We start from the raw sequence: 15,693 nt of genomic DNA, 5'->3' as shown, positions 1-15,693 counted from the left end.
GGCACCGGGACCGGGACGGCGTCGGGGGTTGTCGCCCCATGGGGCGCGGGCGCATGCGCCGTAGGGGTCTCGGCCTTGCTGGGCCGAGCCGGGGGCCGCGGCGCGAGGGCGGGAGGCGCAGCCGGTTCTGGCCCCGGCCTGCTGAGGTCGATCACCACCGACTCGCCCTCGAGGAAGCCGTTCAGATCAAATCCGTCCTGCGCCGTGACCCTGACGGTCAGCGCCTGGCCACCGGGGCTCGCCAGGAACTCCGCCACGCCAGCTACCCCCTTGGGCCGGGCTCCGGCGAGATCCAGGGTGTGAGGGCCCTCGAAGGTGATCTCCGCCGCGCCCTCATGGATGCGCCATCGCGCGCGGGTGCCGGCAGGCGGTTCGAAGACGAGCCGGCTGAGCGTCGGCAACTCGGCCACGCGCAGCGTGACGGGCGGACGCGCCACCGCGCGGCGCTCCGCCTCCGCCCGGATTCGTGCCTCCGCGACCCGGGCGCGCTCGGCGAGCTCGGCCACGACCTGCGGCGGCAATCCCGGCGGCAGGCCGTTCCAGTTCGGCGGCAGAAGGTCCAGAAAGGTTCGCTCGCCCGCCTCCAGCAGGTTGGTCCGCACGGGCGAGACCAGCGCAAGGCGCAGGCCCGTTCCGTCCGGGTCTCGGCGCACCGCCGACAGATACGGGGCGAGTTCGGCCGCAAGCCGTTCGGCCACGATGCGGGCCGGCGCATCGAAGGTGACCACGATCACGCCGTTGGTGGACCGGACCCGCACCTTGGCGGGCTCGTCGAAGCGAAACTCGATGCGGGCGTGGCCCTTCATCTGCGAGCCTCGCACGGTCAGCTCGCGCGAACTCGCCTCGCCGCCCGACAGGGCGAAGAGGAGAGCGGCGGCAAGCCAGGCGCCGGCTCGGCTCAGAGGCCGACCGAACGGTCGGGCGGAAACGCGCATCGACCCGAACTCTCGAGGACGGGGCAGCCGGATGTCCCGGTCCCCCGTCCCGAGGCTAGCCGAACAGGGCTAACGCGGCCTAAACGGCCGCCGGTCAGCGGCGCGGGGCGGGGCGGGCCTGCGGCTCCAGCGCGGGAAGCTCGCCGGGCGGCAGCGCGGTCGCGCCTCCGGCCCGCTGCTCGGGCCCGCGGCTGGGCCGGGCCAGCGCCACCGTGAGCTTTTCGGCGCCCTCAGGCGTCATGGCGGCCATGATCTCGGCCATTTTGCGGGGGTTCACCTGCCGGACCACCGGCACCAGCACCTCATGCGGCAGCCGGTCGAAGACGCGCGCGGCGTCCTTGGGTTTCATGGTTTCGTACATGGTGACGAGCGCCTTGAGGCTGGCCGCCACCTCGGCCTCGGCGGGCGTGGGCGAGAGAGCCGCGGCCTTGTCCTCCGGACCTTTCGGCTCGCCGGCCCGGCTGTCCAACCGGCGCTCGGCCTCCTCCAGGATCTTTTCGCGCGCCTCGATCTCGCGCGCCTTCTGCTGCAACTCCTCGCGCCGATCACCAAGGCGCTCCAGAATGGCGCGCTCGGAGGGCGAGGCCGCCCTGGCCGGGGATTTCGGCGGATCGCCGGGCGGGTCCGCGGATTCCGCCTTGGGCGTCTCGGGCACGGAGCCGGTGGTCGCCGGGTCCACCGGCGCATGGTTGCTGCGCGCATGGGCGAGCACGCGGGCGAAGCGCGGCAGCCCGTCGGGGCCGAGTTCCGGACTGGACGGGGCGAGAAGGACCCCGACGCCCTTCAGCAGCAGCAGGGCCGCGGCGGCCGCCACCAGAGCGTCCACGAGCCGGATCCGGCCCGTGAGAACGGCCGGCAGCTTCACGCCGCGCGCTCCTCAAGCCGGCGCGCCGCCCTGGCGGCCAGTTGCCGGGCCGCCTCCATGGTGGCCCGCAGGCCGTCGCGCGGCTCCGGCGCGACCGCCGCCGGCACCGGGGCAGCCGGGACCGGGACCGGAGCCGGGACGTGCGGCGCCTCCTCGGCGCGCAGCCGACTCGACATGGCGGCGATCTGCACCACCCGGGAAATCACGCTCTCGCCGGCCGAGACCTGCTCGGCCAACCGGGAGGAATGGTGGGCGGCGGCGCCGAGCCGTTCGGACAGGGTGCGGTCGGATTCCGCAACTGTTGCCCGCAGGGCCGCGATGGCCCGCTCGGCCGAGTCCGTCGCGGCCAGCAGCTCTCCGATGGTGGAGCGCATTGCCGCCTCGTCCGCCTTCAGGCGGGCCATCCGGCGCGACAGCCGGGTGGATGTCACGATCACGGCGACAAGGAGAACCGCGACCAGGAGATCGGCCGCGACCGATACGATGACGCTCATTCGGCAAGCTCCTGGCCCAGCCGGCGCGGGGTGGCGACCGGCTCGGCGATCTGGATGGCGATGCGGCCCTCGACGCGGCCCATCCGGCCCCGCGTGATGGGCAGGCGTCCGCACCGGACCTCGACGAGGTCGTCCGGCTTCATGTCGAAGGTCAGCGTGTCGCCGACCGCGAGATCGAGCACGCGGCGCAGCGGCAGCGAACATTCGTGCAGCACCGCCTCGGCTTCCAGCGGAGCCTGCCAGAGCTCGGTTGCCAGGTGACCCGACCACAACGGGTCGCGGCCCTGCTTGGCGCCTGCGAAGCTCCGGCCGAACAGCCCCCGGACCGGCTCGAGCGTCGAGAGCGGGATGATCAGGGTGAACGGGGCGGAGCGCCCGTCCAGATCGAGGCTCAGGCTGACGGCGAGTGCCATGTCGCCGACCGCGGCCAAATGAGCGAGGCGTGGGTCGGCCTCGACCCGTTCGCGCCGGAAGGCGACGGGGGTGACGGCCCCGAACGAAGCTTCGGCCTCGCGCAGGATCACGTCGGCCAGCCGCGTCAGGATACTCTGTTCGATGACGCTGAACGGCCGCGCCGCGAGCCGTCCGGTGAGCAGGCCCCGGCCGGCGCCGAGCAGGACATCCAGGGCCAGGGATGCGAAGTCGGGCCCCATGGCGAGGAGACCGCTCCCATCCCAGCCCTCGGCCCGGAAGGTCACGACTTGGGCCGGCAGGACGACGGATTCGATCGCGTCGCCATAGCGAACAAAGGCGAGCGAGCCGAGGCTGGCCTCGACCTCTCCCCCGAACACGGCGCGAAGGCTGCCCGGCAGCCGCCGAACCAGGTCCTCGAAGACGACCGGCAGCAGCGGCAGCGGCTCGCGCGGCCCCGCGCCCGCATCCACCATGGCCCGCAGCCCGGGCGCGGATGCCCGGCGGGGTTCCTCGAACCCGATGGCGGCGTCGATCTCCTGCTGGGTCATCAGCAGCTCGCGCGAGGGACGCGGAGCGTCGAGCTCTCGTCCGTCGGGATCGCTCCCGTCGGGTGGCGCCAGTTCGTCGGGCATGGACGTCGATCGCTCCGGAGGCGCGGGTTACTGGACGATGACTTCCTTGAAGAGCACCGCTTCGACCTTGTTGGGGAACACAGCGAGATTCACCCGCCGCAGCAATTCCTCCCGCAGACGGTGGATGCCGCCAGACCCTTCGAGATCGCTCGCCCGGAGTTCGCGCACGAAGACCTGGAAGATGTCCTGGACCCGTGGGAGCAGCGGCTGCACGTCGGCCACCACCTTCGCGTCCTTCATCTCGAGCGCGACCTTCAGCTTCAGGAACCTCGGACGGTCCTGGTTCGGCTCGGAGGCGAGGTTCACGATCATGTCGGTGATGTCCAGAAACGCCACCGGCTTCTTGCTCTGCGCGGCGTCGGGATCGGGGGCCGGCTTCTTCATCATGAGCCAGCCGCCGCCCGCGCCGCCGAACATGAGGACGGCCGCCGCGATCATCATCAGCTTCTTCTTGCCGGCCGGCTTGTCGGCCGGCGTGCCCTCGCCCTCGGACGCGCCCTTTGGCTTCGCCTTTTTTGCCATGAGCAGGGATTCCCGGGACAGGCGCCATCCCGGCGCGCGTCTCTCGGCCGGACCATCCGGCCCGCAGGGTTAACGCGGCGTTAAGCCCGGCAGAAACTGCCCACCCGTATCTGCAGGGCGGAGCCGGCCCGGCACGGCCCCGCGAGCTTATGGTTTCGTCTAAGTCACTGGTGTGGCTACGGAATTCGACACGGCTCAAATTGGCACGCCGGGTGCTCCTCCCATGTTGCCGGGTTCGCGCTGGGGAGCGTCGAGAAGCCGGCGGGGAAGAACGGGAGCGTCTCATGCAGAACGCGCTGCTCGTCGGCCTGTCGCGCCAAATGGCGCTCGGCCGAGAGCTCGACGTGATCGCCAACAACATGGCGAACGTCACCACCAACGGCTTCAAGGCCCGCTCGACGCGCTTCCAGGATTTCCTGATGGCGAAGGCGAGCGCGGACAGCTTTTCCGGGCGCGACCGGCGGCTCGACTTCGTGATCGACGCCGGCACGCCCCTCGACAATTCGTCCGGCGCGATCGAGACCACCGGAAACGGGCTGGACGTCGCCATCAAGGGCGACAGCTTCTTCGTGGTGCAGACGCCGGCCGGCGAGCGCTTCACGCGCGGCGGCGCCTTCCAGGTGGACGCCACGGGCCAGCTCGTCACCAATGACGGCCACCCGGTTCTCGGCGATGCCGGCCCGATCCGCTTCGCGCCGCAGGAGACCGGCGCGGCGATTGCCCAGGACGGCACCGTTTCGACCCTCCAGGGGCCCCGGGGCCGCCTGCGGCTGGTCCGGTTCGACGACGTCCAGGCGCTTCGCAACGAGGGCGCCAACACCTTCTCGTCGGCCACGCCGCCGCAGCCTGCCGGCCCGACCGCCCGGCTCGAGCCCGGCGCGCTCGAGCGTTCGAACGTCCGGCCGGTGCTCGAGATGACCCGCCTCATGGAAGTGAACCGCGCCTATGCGGGGATCAGCTCCATGCTGGGCCGCATGGACGAGCTCAGGCGCTCGGCCATGTCGCGGCTCGCCGACACCTCTCACCAGTAGCCGGAGCCATCCAGCATGCGCGCCCTTCAGGCAGCCGCCACCGGCATGATGGCCCAGGAACTCAACGTCCAGGTCATCTCCAACAACATCGCGAACCTGCGCACCACGGGGTACAAGCGCCAGCAGGCTCACTTCCAGGACCTGCTGTACGAAAACCTGCGAAGGGCCGGCACGCAGACCTCCGACCAGGGCACCCGCCTTCCGGCCGGTCTCGCTCTCGGCTCAGGCGTGAAGACCGGCTCGACGCCCCGGGTGATGAGCCAGGGCAACCTCACCTCCACGGAGAAGACCTACGACGTCGCGATCCGGGGCGAGGGCCTCTTCCGGGTGCGCATGCCGGACGGGCGCACGGCCTATACCCGGGACGGCTCCTTCGACCTCGACAATGCGGGCCAGATGGTCACGCGCGACGGCTATGTGCTGGAGCCGGGCATCACCATCCCGCAGAACACGACCGGGGTGACCATCAGCGCCAACGGCCAGGTTCAGGCGACCATTGCCGGCCAGACCGCGCCCACCATCGTGGGGCAGCTTCAGCTGTCGCGGTTCATCAACAAGGTCGGCCTCGAATCCATTGGCGACAACCTCTTCGTCGAGACGGCGGCTTCGGGCCAGGCCGTGGAGGGCAATCCCGGCCAGGACGGGTTCGGCAACCTCCAGCAGAGCTATCTCGAGGAAGCGAACGTCAATGCCGTGACGGAGATCTCGGCCCTGATCGCAGCCCAGCGCGCCTATGAGATGAACTCCAAGGTGGTGACGGCGGCGGACCAGATGCTGTCCTCCACCAGCGCCATGTTCCGCGGCTGAGGAGAGGCAGGATGACACCCCTCTTCGCCCGCTCTCCCCGCCGCGCTCGCACCGCGCTGGCCTCCGGCCTCCTGGCCCTCGTCTGCGCCGCCCCTCTCCAGGCGGGCGAGCGCCCGTTCCTGCGTGGGGACGTGACGGTGTCCGGCGACGTCCTCACCCTCGGCGATCTGGTCGCCGACGCCCCCCCGGCCGCCTCCCGAACGGCCCTGTTCCGGGCCCCGGCCCTCGGCCAGACGGGAACCATCCAGGCGAGCCGCATCGTGTCCGCGGCCGAACAGCTCGGGATCGGCGCCGTCGAGAGCTCCGGCCGGGCGCAGGTCACCGTCACGCGCGCGGCCCGCCATGTCGGCAGCAACGAGATCGAGGCCGTGCTGCGCAAGCGCCTCGCCGCCCAGTTCGGGTTCGATGCGGCCTCGACGGGCATCGTTTTCGACGGACAATCGCCGGCCCTGATCGTCGCCCCCGACGTGACGGGCGAGGTCGCGGTCGCCGACCTCGTCGTCGACCGGCGCAGCCGCCGCATCCAGGCGACGGTCTGGATCGGTCCCAGCCCGACCGAGCGGCGCGCCCAGTTGCGCGTCGGTGGCTCCCTGGTGGAGCTCGTCGAGGTGGCCATCGCAGGCCGGGCCTATGCCCGCGGCGACGAGATCCGGGACGTGGCGGTGGAGCGCCGAGCCAAGGACCTCGTGCCGCAGGACGCGATCTATGACGGGGCCGCGCTCGAGGGGCGGGTCGCGCGCCGGCCCCTGGCGGCCGGGACGCTGCTGCGGCCGGCCGACCTGGTCCGGCCTGAACTGGTGACCCGGGGCGACGTCGTCACGGTGATCTACACCGCGCCCGGCGTCAGCCTGACCATGCGGGCCAAGACCTCCGACAGCGGCGCGCTCGGCGACACGGTCGGGGTCGTCAATCCACAGTCCAAGAAGGCCCTCCAGGCCGTGGTCGTCGGACCGGGCCGGGTGTCGGTCAGCGCCGCGCCAACCGCCCGGCTCGCCGCCGTGAAGTCCGCCCCGTGACCCCCGCTCAGCGCCGCCCTCGCCGGAACCCCGCCGCCATGCGTGCCCTCCCCTGTCTCGCCGTGCTGACCCTGTCCGCGCTCGCCCTCGGGGGCTGCGGTTCGCTCGACCGCCTCGCCAATGTCGGCGCCCAGCCCGACCTGTCGGCCATCCAGGATCCAACCGCCCAGCCCGGCTACAAGCCGGTCCGGATGCCGATGCCGACCCCGCAGCCCGTCTCCTACGCGGCCAACTCGCTCTGGCGCACCGGGTCGCGCGGCTTCTTCAAGGACCAGCGCGCCCAGCAGGTCGGCGACATCGTCACCGTCTTGGTCAAGGTCACGGACAAGGCCAACCTCGACAACGAAACGAAGCGCTCGCGGTCGAACGGCGAAGCGTTCGGGGCCAAGAACCTGTTCGGCGTCGAAACCAAGCTCAACCGCGCCCTGCCGGGCGCGACCGCCAGCGCCCTCGTCGACGCGGATTCCAAGTCGAGCAGCGAGGGCTCGGGCTCGATCGCCCGGAAGGAGGAGTTGACCACCAACGTGGCCGCCGTGGTCACGCAGATCCTGCCCAACGGCAACCTCGTGCTGGAAGGCAAGCAGGAGATCCGCGTGAACTTCGAGGTCCGCGAGTTGATCGTCGCGGGCATCATCCGGCCGGAGGACATCCAGGCCGACAACACGGTCGAATCCGCCAAGATCGCCGAGGCCCGCATCGCCTATGGCGGACGCGGGCAGATCAGCGACGTCCAGCAGCCTCGCTACGGCCAGCAGGTGATGGATATCCTGCTGCCGTTCTGACCCCTCCCCCGGAAGCGGCGGCACGCTCCCCACGTCAGCCGCCGCTTCCGCCGCGGCCCCGGCGCTCCCGCCGGGGCCGCATCTCTGCTAGAGCTTCGTCATGGCAGGCCCGCTTCTGTCCGATCCCGGCGAGGGCGCAGCGTTTCGCGTCCTCGCTGCCGACATCACCGGGCTGCAGGTCGACGCGATCGTCAACGCGGCCAATCCCACGCTTCTCGGCGGCGGCGGGGTCGACGGCGCCATCCACCGCGCCGCCGGTCCCGAGCTCCTGGAGGCCTGCCGCCCCCTGGGCGGCTGCCGGACCGGAGACGCCAAGATCACGCCGGGATTCCGTCTGCCCGCGCGGTTCGTGATCCACACGGTCGGGCCCGTCTGGTCCGGTGGCGGCAACAACGAGGACGCCCTGCTGGCCAGCTGCTATCGCCGCTCCCTCGAGATTGGGCGCGAAAACGGGATCCGAAGCATCGCCTTTCCAGCCATCTCCACGGGGGTGTACGGATTTCCGGCGGATCGCGCGGCCAGGATCGCGGTCGATGCGGTCGTGGACTCGTGTCGGCGGCAGCCGTTGTCTCTGGTCGTGTTCTGCTGTTTCAGCCCCGAGAGCGTGGCCCGACATTCCGCCGCGCTCGCAGCCCGTCTCGCTTAGGCCTCCCCATGACCACCGTCGCCAGCCGGCCGCAGGATGGCGCAGTGCCCCGCGCAAGGGCCCGCGCGATCGGATTGTCGGGGCGCCTGATCCTGATGACGATGTCGTTCGTGGCCCTCGTCCAGGTGCTGATCTACGTCCCGTCGGCGGTCACTTTCGTGCGCGGCTATGTGAGCCACCGCGTGATGGGCGCCCAGATGATCGCGCTGTCGATCTCGGCCGCGCCCCAGGACGTGCGGTCGCCCGAACTCGACGCGAAGCTGCTCGCGGGCCTGCGCGGCGCCAAGGCCATCGGGGTGCGGGGGGCCCACACGCGTTGGCTCTTGGCCAGCCCGGGAACCGAGCCCCCGGAGGTGCATCGCACGGTCGACCTGCGCGAGGCATCCTGGTGGCGGGCGGCCGGAGGCGTGGTCCGGGTCCTGACCGGCCGGCCCAGCCGACCGATCCACTTCATCGGCCCGGGGGTGCCCGGGATCCCGGAGGTCGAGTGGGTTGAGTTCGTGGCCGATGTCGCGCCGCTGCGTCACGAACTGGTCGAGTTCACGCGCAACTTCCTGCTCAGCACCTTGCTGGTCTCGGCCGGGACGGGGGCGCTTCTGTATTGGGCGCTGCACGTCCTGGTGGTTCGCCCCGTGCGGCGCCTGTCCACCAACATCGCCGAATTCGCAACCAACCCCGAGGATGTCGGCCGCGTCATTCGCCCCTCGGGACGTCGGGACGAGATCGGCCGGGCGGAGGAGGCGCTCGCCGTCATGGAGGCGACACTCGCGGCCGAGCTCCGCCGCAAACGCCATCTCGCGGATCTCGGGCTCGCGGTCTCCAAGATCAATCATGAGTTGCGCAACATGCTGACCACCGCGCAGCTCCTCGGTGACCGCCTCGGCGAGGTCGAGGATCCGACCGTGCGGGGGATTGCGCCCCGCCTGGTGCGCACCCTGGACCGCGCCATCGCGTTCTGCGGCGCGACCCTGGCCTATGGCCGGGCCAGTGAACCGGCGCCGCAGCGCCGGATGGTCGCCCTGAAGCCGCTGGTCGAAGAGCAGCTCGACTTTGTCGCGCTGCCCGATGGCCGGCCGATCTCCGTCGCCCTGTCGATCCCGGACGGGCTGATGGTGGATGCCGACCCGGACCAGCTGGCGCGCGTCCTCCTGAACCTGCTTCGCAATGCAGCCGAGGCGCTGGCCCGCACCGAGGCAGGCAACACGGCCATCGAGGTGTCGGGCGAGCGGCGCGGCGGAACCGTCATGATCCGCGTCGCTGACGACGGACCCGGCATCCCCGAGCGGAACCGCACGCGCCTGTTCAGTGCCTTTCAGGCCTCGGAACGGGCAGGCGGAACGGGGCTCGGGCTTCCCGTCGCCGAGGAACTCGTGCGTCTGCACGGCGGCACCATCGTGCTCGAGCGGCAGGCCGTCGGGGCCAGCTTCCTGATCACCCTTCCGGACCGGCAGACCGGAACCTGACGGCCGCCGGGTCGGGCGGCTCTAGGGCCCGGGCGGCGGTTGAGGTCCGCGCCGCTGCGAGGTCTCGGCCTCCAAGTGGGCGATCTCCAGCAGGTAGGCGAGAAGGTCGAGCTTCGCGGAGCGCGCCAGGCGGGCCAGCTCGGCCGTGAAATCTGCGACGTAGTTGGCCACGTCCTCCCGCCTCACTGATCCAGGCGGCGAGCGCTCCAGCGGACTCCTGTCCGCATTGCCCCGCCCGCCTGCCCCGTCACGCGTCGTCATGGTCTGTCGGCCCAATCACACCCCTACGGTAGTGCAACGACAGATTTAATCAACATTACAATGTAATTTATAGTTGCAAAGATCGGGCTCGGAGGCGGTCCAGAAAACCCTGCAGGATGTACGCCGCCGCGACGCGGTCCACGACGATCGCGCGCCGGGCCCGCGTCGTGTCCGCGTCGATCATCGCGCGGGTCACAGCGGCCGTGGACAGCCGCTCGTCCCAGAAGGCGCAGGGCAGCGGCGCCAGCCGGGCCAGGTTGCGGGCGAAAGCCCGGGCCGACTGCGCCCGAGGCCCTTCCGTGCCGTCCATGTTGACCGGCAGACCGAAAACGAACCCGCCGATGTCGAACCGGGCGGCCAATTCCTGCACCCGCGCGGCCTCGGCCGAGAACTTGGACCGCTGGATCGTCTCGAGCGGGGTGGCGATGCAGCGCTCCACGTCGGACATGGCGAGGCCGATCGTCTTGGTGCCGAGATCGAACCCGAGCAGGCGCCGCCCGCGCGGCAGCGCGGTGAGGATATCGAGCACGTCCTCGCTCACGGGGCGCAGGATCTCGAGGGGTTCCGCTGGCATTCTGGGGCCGCTATGGCGATCTCTCTCCGCAGAGAGGACTCGGCATGCGAATCATCTGGTACGGTCACTCCACGTTCAGGCTCGAATTCGCGGACAAGGTCGTCCTGATCGACCCGTTCTTTACGGGCAATCCAGCCTTTTCCGGCGATCAGGCCGAGGCCTCCGCGGGCGCGACCCACATTCTGATCACGCATGGTCACGGCGACCACATCGGCGACGCCGTCGCCATCGCCGAGCGGACCGGCGCCAAGATCGTGGCGAATTACGAGATCTGCCTGTGGCTGGCCACGCGCGGGGCCAAGCAGATCGACCCGATGAATACCGGCGGCACGACCGACCAGGGGGGATTCTCCGTCACGTTCGTGCGGGCGGACCATTCCTCGACCATGATCGACGGCGAGAACTTCACGCCGCTCGGTCTCCCCAACGGCATCATCGTCCGGGCTGCCGGCGAGCCGGTCGTGTACCATATGGGCGATACGGACGTGTTTGGCGATATGGCCCTGATTCAGGAGCGCTATGCGCCCGACGTCATCATGGTGCCGATCGGGGATCGCTTCACGATGGGGGCGGACGGAGCCGCCTTCGCCATGCGGCGCTACTTCAAGCCCCGCGCGGTGATCCCCTGCCACTTCGGCTCCTTCCCGATCATCGACAAGACCGCCGACGCCTTCGTGGCGGCCATGGAGGGCAGCGGCCTCCAGGTCGTGACGCCCCATATCGGGACGGCTGTGACGCTCGAGCGTTAACTGTTTAGTAACTCCTGAGGCGCGGCCGCTGGCCGCGTCTCCACGGCCGTGGCATAACCTGTTTACCGAGTGTTAACCGGTGTCAGGCGCGGCATGATCCCACGGCCAGGCGGCTTCCCGCGTTGCCCCGACATGCGGCGGCCTGCCGTCCGGGACGGGGTGGCCGTCCGACTGCGGCCGAGGCTCGCCTCCCCCCACCGGGTCCCGCCGAGTGTCCGGCCGGAACCATCTGGCGACCCGGCGCCTCGTCACCCTCCGGTCGCCGCCCGCCCGCCCGGCCCGGACCCGCGCCGCGGTGCGGAGGCGAACGACAACGACGTCCCGGCTCACCGCGAGCGGGCCCGGTCCGTGCTGCGCGAGGTCGTGTTGCTGGTGATCTTCGCCCTTACCCTGGCCGGGACCTACTATCTCGGCAGCCTGAACGCGGCCCACAACGTGATTGTGGTGCCCGGGCCGTCGAGCGTCCGCTCCATCGTGACCTGAGCACAACGCCGTCCGAGATTGCCGCTCCCCCATGGATCATGTAGCCCGGCCCGCTGAGAGGCCGGGAGCGGGTGCATGTCCGTCGACGAGGGAACCGTGAGGCGGATTGCGCATCTGTCGCGCATCGCCATTGAGGAGGCGGATGTGAGCCGCATGCAGGGCGAGCTCAACGCCATCCTGAGCTTCGTGGAGCAGCTCAACGAGGTCGACATCACGGGTGTCGAGCCGATGAGTTCCGTCACCCCCATGCGCATGAAGATGCGCGACGACGTGGTCACCGACGGGGGGGACCCCAAGCGGATCACCGCCAACTCGCCCCTCTCCGAGGACGGCTTCTTTCTCGTGCCGAAGGTTGTGGAGTAGATGGCGGCCCGCCCGCCTCTTCCCCGCTCCTTCGTGACTGCGCGCCCCCGATCATGACCGACCTGACCCGCCTCACCCTGGCCGAGGCTCGCGATGGCCTGCGGGCAAAGCGCTTCTCCTCCGAGGAGCTGACCCGCGCCCATGTCGCGGCGGTCGAGGGCGCCCGCGCGCTGAACGCCTATGTCCTGGAGACCCCAGAGCGGGCGCTCGAGATGGCCCGCGCCAGCGACGCCCGGCTGGCCCGCGCCGAAGCCGGCCCTCTCGAAGGGCTGCCGCTCGGCATCAAGGACCTGTTCTGCACCGAGGGCGTCAGGACCACGGCCTGCAGCCGCATCCTGGGCGACTTCACCCCGGCCTATGAATCCACCGTCACCTCGCAGCTCTGGCGCGACGGTGCGGTGATGCTGGGCAAGCTGAACAACGACGAATTCGCCATGGGCTCGTCCAACGAGACCTCCTGTTTCGGCCCGGTCGTGTCGCCGTGGCAGCGCCAGGGCACCGAGGGCGCGGCCGCAACGCAGCTTGTGCCCGGCGGCTCCTCCGGCGGCTCCGCGGCGGCTGTCGCGGCCCATCTCTGCCTGGGCGCCACGGCGACCGACACCGGGGGCTCCATCCGGCAGCCAGCCGCCTTCACGGGCACGGTCGGGATCAAGCCGACCTATGGCCGCTGCTCGCGCTGGGGCGTCGTCGCCTTTGCGTCGTCGCTCGACCAGGCGGGCCCGATCGCCCGCACCGTGGAGGACAGCGCCATCCTGCTCCGGTCGATGTCCGGGCACGACCCCAAGGACACGACCTCGGCCGACCTGCCGGTTCCGGATTTCGAGGCGGCCTGCCGCCGCGGCGTGCGCGGGCTGACCATCGGCATCCCCAAGGAATACCGGCTGGACGGCATGGCGGCCGAGATCGCGGCGCTGTGGGACCAGGGCACGGCCTGGCTGCGGGACGCCGGAGCCAAGGTGGTCGAGGTGTCGCTGCCGCACACCCGCTACGCCCTGCCGGCCTATTACATCGTGGCGCCGGCCGAAGCCTCCTCGAACCTCGCCCGCTATGACGGCGTCCGCTACGGCATTCGGGTGCCCGACCGCGACATCGCCAGGATGTACGAGGGAACCCGCGCCGCCGGCTTCGGCCGCGAGGTGCAGCGCCGCATCATGATCGGCACCTACGTCCTGTCCGCCGGCTATTACGACGCCTATTACGGGCGGGCGCAGCGCATCCGCACCTTGATCAAGCGCGACTTCGACGAGGTCTATGCGGCCGGCGTCGACGCTATCCTGACGCCCGCCACCCCGTCGGCCGCCTTCGGCATCGGTGAGAAGGGCTCGGCCGACCCGGTGGAGATGTATCTCAACGACGTCTTCACCGTGACCGTGAACATGGCCGGCCTGCCCGGGATCGCGGTTCCGGCCGGGTTCGACAAGCAGGGCCTGCCGCTCGGGCTGCAGCTCATCGGCCGCCCGTTCGACGAGGAAACGCTGTTCGCCGCCGGACAGGTGATCGAAGACGCGGCCGGGCGGGTCCGGCTGCCGGAGCCCTGGTGGCAGTGAGCGTCCCGGCGGTTCCGACCTCCGTCTGGATCTGGGCCGCCTTCGATCCGGTCCTCGTCCTGGCCGGCCTCTATCTCGGCTGGAAGGCGGATCAGGCCGGCAAGATCTTCATCGCGGCCATCGCGGCGATCGGCATCGCGCTGCTGGTGGATGCGGTGCTCACCGGACTTGGCCTGCCGCTGCTCGCGCCGATGTCCCGCGAGGCCCCGACGCTGATCCCGGTCAGGGCCGTTGCGGCCCTGCTGTGGGCGGCGCTCGGCCACACGGCCCGGCGCATCCGTCCACCAGGCACGAAAGAGCCGGGCACGAAAGAGCCGGGCGCGAAGCCCGGCTCGCCGGACGGCCCGGTCTCCTAGCGGGGTTCGGCGGAACGCTGCGGCTGCGCCGGAACCTGGATGTTGGGAACCGGAGGGGCGCCCTGGACTTCAGTCCTGCCGATGCTCCCCGTCGTGATCTCACCGCGGCCGACATTGTCGGCGTCGTAATAGAGGAAGGCCAGCATCCCGCCCGCGATCACAAGGCCGCCAAGCAGAAACGCCGCGAAATTTGATCTCCCGGCATCACGGTCCGCCAGCGCATCCATGTACAGATGGTCGCTCTGGGCATTGATCTTGGACCGTGAGAGGTCAGTCATGTGATCAGAATTCAGAGCCATCAGGAAAGCTCCTGCGAACATGTGTCCGGCGGTGAACGCCCGATGCGGCACATGGTTTCACTTTCGACGTCCTGCCGGGACTTGAGCGCCCGTCCCGGATATCATCTCGCCCTTGACGGTCGCCGCCGCCCCTCCTTACGGCTGCACCTCGAACCCGCCGAAAGACCCCTGCCCGCATGAACGCGCCCGTGAATCCGAAGAAGCTCATCGCCGGTGCGCTCGGCGACTGGGAGGTGGTGATCGGCATGGAGATCCACGCCCAGGTCACGAGCCAGGCGAAGCTCTTCTCCGGCGCCTCGACCAGCTTCGGCGGCGCCCCGAACAGCCACGTCTCGCTGGTGGATGCCGCGATGCCCGGCATGCTGCCGGTGATCAACCGCGAATGCGTGGCTCAGGCCGTCCGCACCGGGCTGGGCCTGAAAGCCGAGATCAACCTGCGGTCGGTGTTCGACCGCAAGAACTATTTCTACCCGGACCTGCCGCAGGGCTACCAGATCTCCCAGTACAAGAGCCCCATCGTGGGCGAGGGCGAGGTCACGGTGGACCTCCCGGACGGTGAGGCGATCCGGGTCGGCATTGAGCGGCTCCATCTCGAACAGGATGCCGGCAAGTCGATCCACGACCTCTCCCCGGACCAGAGCTTTGTCGACCTGAACCGGTCCGGCGTCGCCCTGATGGAGATCGTCTCCAAGCCCGACCTGCGCTCCTCCGAGGAGGCCAAGGCCTATGTCGCCAAGCTCAGGACGATCCTGCGCTATCTCGGCACCTGCGACGGCGACATGGAGAAGGGCAGCCTGCGGGCGGACGTGAACGTCTCCGTGCGCCGCCCGGGCGAGCCGCTCGGCACCCGCTGCGAGATCAAGAACGTCAACTCGATCCGGTTCATCGGACAGGCGATCGAGCACGAGGCGCGGCGCCAGATCGCGATCATCGAGGACGGCGGCACGATCGACCAGGAAACCAGGCTGTTCGACCCGGGCCGCGGCGAGACCCGCTCGATGCGGTCCAAGGAGGAGGCGCACGATTACCGCTTCTTCCCGGACCCGGACCTGCTGCCGCTCGAGTTCACCCAGGCCTATGTGGATGAGCTCGCCCGCCACCTGCCCGAGCTGCCCGACCCCAAGAAGGCGCGCTTCATCGCCGATTACGGGCTGAGCCCCTACGACGCCGGCGTGCTCGTGGCCGAGCGCGCCTCCGCCGATTTCTTCGAGGCGGTCGCGAACGGCCGCGACGGGAAGATCGCCGCGAACTGGATCATCAACGAGCTGTTCGGCCGCCTGAACAAGGACGGCAAGGGCATCGAGGACTCGCCCATCTCCGCCGCCCAGCTCGGGGGCGTGGTGGACCTCATCGGCGAGGGCGTCATCTCGGGCAAGATCGCCAAGGACCTGTTCGACATCGTGTGGAGCGAGGGCGGCGATCCGCGCGAGCTCGTCGAGAGCCGCGGCATGAAG

19 protein-coding genes and 1 pseudogene are annotated in these 15,693 nt (G+C 70.2%); 12 read left to right on the top strand and 8 right to left on the bottom strand.

The window, feature by feature from the left end:
* From JWR86_RS13535 to fliL, 5 genes and pseudogenes are all read right to left on the bottom strand, one after another.
* Window positions 1-935, bottom strand: a pseudogene (locus tag JWR86_RS13535) (hypothetical protein); the annotation flags it as partial.
* 94 nt (window positions 936-1,029) lie between these two features.
* Window positions 1,030-1,800 carry a hypothetical protein gene (locus JWR86_RS13530; RefSeq protein WP_299566492.1) on the bottom strand — a complete coding sequence of 257 codons (771 nt, stop codon included), beginning with the start codon at window positions 1,798-1,800 and terminating at the stop codon, window positions 1,030-1,032.
* A complete protein-coding gene (locus JWR86_RS13525; protein ID WP_299566490.1) occupies window positions 1,797-2,294 on the bottom strand; it encodes a DUF6468 domain-containing protein in 498 nt (165 codons plus the stop codon). Before JWR86_RS13525 ends, JWR86_RS13530 begins: the two co-directional genes overlap by 4 nt.
* On the bottom strand, window positions 2,291-3,340 hold the full coding sequence (locus JWR86_RS13520) for a FliM/FliN family flagellar motor switch protein (protein ID WP_299566488.1): 1,050 nt from the start codon (window positions 3,338-3,340) through the stop codon (window positions 2,291-2,293). The genes JWR86_RS13525 and JWR86_RS13520 overlap by 4 nt, the downstream gene beginning before the upstream one ends.
* 27 nt (window positions 3,341-3,367) lie before the next feature.
* Window positions 3,368-3,862 (bottom strand): flagellar basal body-associated protein FliL, encoded by a 495-nt coding sequence (fliL, locus tag JWR86_RS13515; protein WP_299566486.1) that lies wholly within the window; start codon window positions 3,860-3,862, stop codon window positions 3,368-3,370.
* Between the two features lie 284 nt (window positions 3,863-4,146).
* On the opposite strand from fliL, the gene flgF reads away from it, so the two are divergent.
* From flgF to JWR86_RS13485, 6 genes are all read left to right on the top strand, one after another.
* On the top strand, window positions 4,147-4,893 hold the full coding sequence (gene flgF, locus JWR86_RS13510) for a flagellar basal-body rod protein FlgF (protein WP_299566484.1): 747 nt from the start codon (window positions 4,147-4,149) through the stop codon (window positions 4,891-4,893).
* 15 nt (window positions 4,894-4,908) lie between these two features.
* A complete protein-coding gene (flgG, locus tag JWR86_RS13505; RefSeq protein ID WP_299566482.1) occupies window positions 4,909-5,700 on the top strand; it encodes a flagellar basal-body rod protein FlgG in 792 nt (263 codons plus the stop codon).
* A gap of 11 nt (window positions 5,701-5,711) precedes the next feature.
* On the top strand, window positions 5,712-6,716 hold the full coding sequence (flgA, locus tag JWR86_RS13500; protein WP_299566480.1) for a flagellar basal body P-ring formation chaperone FlgA: 1,005 nt from the start codon (window positions 5,712-5,714) through the stop codon (window positions 6,714-6,716).
* A gap of 38 nt (window positions 6,717-6,754) precedes the next feature.
* Window positions 6,755-7,498, top strand: coding sequence for a flagellar basal body L-ring protein FlgH (gene flgH / locus JWR86_RS13495; RefSeq protein WP_299566478.1), 744 nt, complete (start codon window positions 6,755-6,757; stop codon window positions 7,496-7,498).
* A gap of 100 nt (window positions 7,499-7,598) precedes the next feature.
* A complete protein-coding gene (locus JWR86_RS13490) occupies window positions 7,599-8,144 on the top strand; it encodes an O-acetyl-ADP-ribose deacetylase (RefSeq protein ID WP_299566476.1) in 546 nt (181 codons plus the stop codon).
* 44 nt (window positions 8,145-8,188) lie between these two features.
* On the top strand, window positions 8,189-9,607 hold the full coding sequence (locus tag JWR86_RS13485; RefSeq protein ID WP_299566474.1) for a HAMP domain-containing sensor histidine kinase: 1,419 nt from the start codon (window positions 8,189-8,191) through the stop codon (window positions 9,605-9,607).
* 21 nt (window positions 9,608-9,628) lie between these two features.
* Here the strand turns inward: JWR86_RS13485 and JWR86_RS13480 are convergent, their stop codons facing one another.
* Entirely contained in the window at window positions 9,629-9,778 is a 150-nt protein-coding gene (locus tag JWR86_RS13480; RefSeq protein WP_299566472.1) for a hypothetical protein, read from the bottom strand.
* 157 nt (window positions 9,779-9,935) lie between these two features.
* Entirely contained in the window at window positions 9,936-10,442 is a 507-nt protein-coding gene (gene ruvX / locus JWR86_RS13475) for a Holliday junction resolvase RuvX (RefSeq protein ID WP_299566469.1), read from the bottom strand.
* A gap of 44 nt (window positions 10,443-10,486) precedes the next feature.
* Here ruvX and JWR86_RS13470 point away from each other — a divergent pair, with 44 nt between their 5' ends.
* The 5 genes from JWR86_RS13470 to JWR86_RS13450 all read left to right on the top strand — a co-directional run bounded on the left by JWR86_RS13470 (window position 10,487) and on the right by JWR86_RS13450 (window position 13,940).
* On the top strand, window positions 10,487-11,191 hold the full coding sequence (locus JWR86_RS13470) for a metal-dependent hydrolase (protein WP_299566466.1): 705 nt from the start codon (window positions 10,487-10,489) through the stop codon (window positions 11,189-11,191).
* A gap of 348 nt (window positions 11,192-11,539) precedes the next feature.
* The gene (locus tag JWR86_RS13465; protein ID WP_299566463.1) at window positions 11,540-11,674 is read left to right on the top strand and encodes a hypothetical protein; all 135 of its coding nucleotides are present in this window, start codon (window positions 11,540-11,542) and stop codon (window positions 11,672-11,674) included.
* 75 nt (window positions 11,675-11,749) lie between these two features.
* Window positions 11,750-12,037, top strand: coding sequence for an Asp-tRNA(Asn)/Glu-tRNA(Gln) amidotransferase subunit GatC (gene gatC / locus JWR86_RS13460; protein WP_299566460.1), 288 nt, complete (start codon window positions 11,750-11,752; stop codon window positions 12,035-12,037).
* Window positions 12,038-12,090: 53 nt separating this feature from the next.
* Window positions 12,091-13,584 carry an Asp-tRNA(Asn)/Glu-tRNA(Gln) amidotransferase subunit GatA gene (gatA, locus tag JWR86_RS13455; RefSeq protein ID WP_299566457.1) on the top strand — a complete coding sequence of 498 codons (1,494 nt, stop codon included), beginning with the start codon at window positions 12,091-12,093 and terminating at the stop codon, window positions 13,582-13,584.
* Window positions 13,575-13,940, top strand: coding sequence for a hypothetical protein (locus JWR86_RS13450; protein ID WP_366914585.1), 366 nt, complete (start codon window positions 13,575-13,577; stop codon window positions 13,938-13,940). Before gatA ends, JWR86_RS13450 begins: the two co-directional genes overlap by 10 nt.
* On the opposite strand, the gene JWR86_RS13445 is transcribed toward JWR86_RS13450, so the two are convergent.
* Window positions 13,937-14,239 (bottom strand): hypothetical protein, encoded by a 303-nt coding sequence (locus tag JWR86_RS13445; RefSeq protein WP_299566454.1) that lies wholly within the window; start codon window positions 14,237-14,239, stop codon window positions 13,937-13,939. The two genes, JWR86_RS13450 and JWR86_RS13445, sit on opposite strands and share 4 nt — an antisense overlap.
* A 176-nt stretch (window positions 14,240-14,415) precedes the next feature.
* On the opposite strand from JWR86_RS13445, the gene gatB reads away from it, so the two are divergent.
* On the top strand, window positions 14,416-15,693 hold a 1,278-nt coding region (gene gatB / locus JWR86_RS13440; RefSeq protein ID WP_299566451.1), incomplete at its 3' end, for an Asp-tRNA(Asn)/Glu-tRNA(Gln) amidotransferase subunit GatB.

Source organism: Enterovirga sp., from assembly GCF_028290205.1.
Lineage (GTDB): Bacteria > Pseudomonadota > Alphaproteobacteria > Rhizobiales > Beijerinckiaceae > Enterovirga.
Note: the sequence above shows the minus strand (reverse complement) of the source record. Positions and strands in the feature narration are given on the sequence as shown.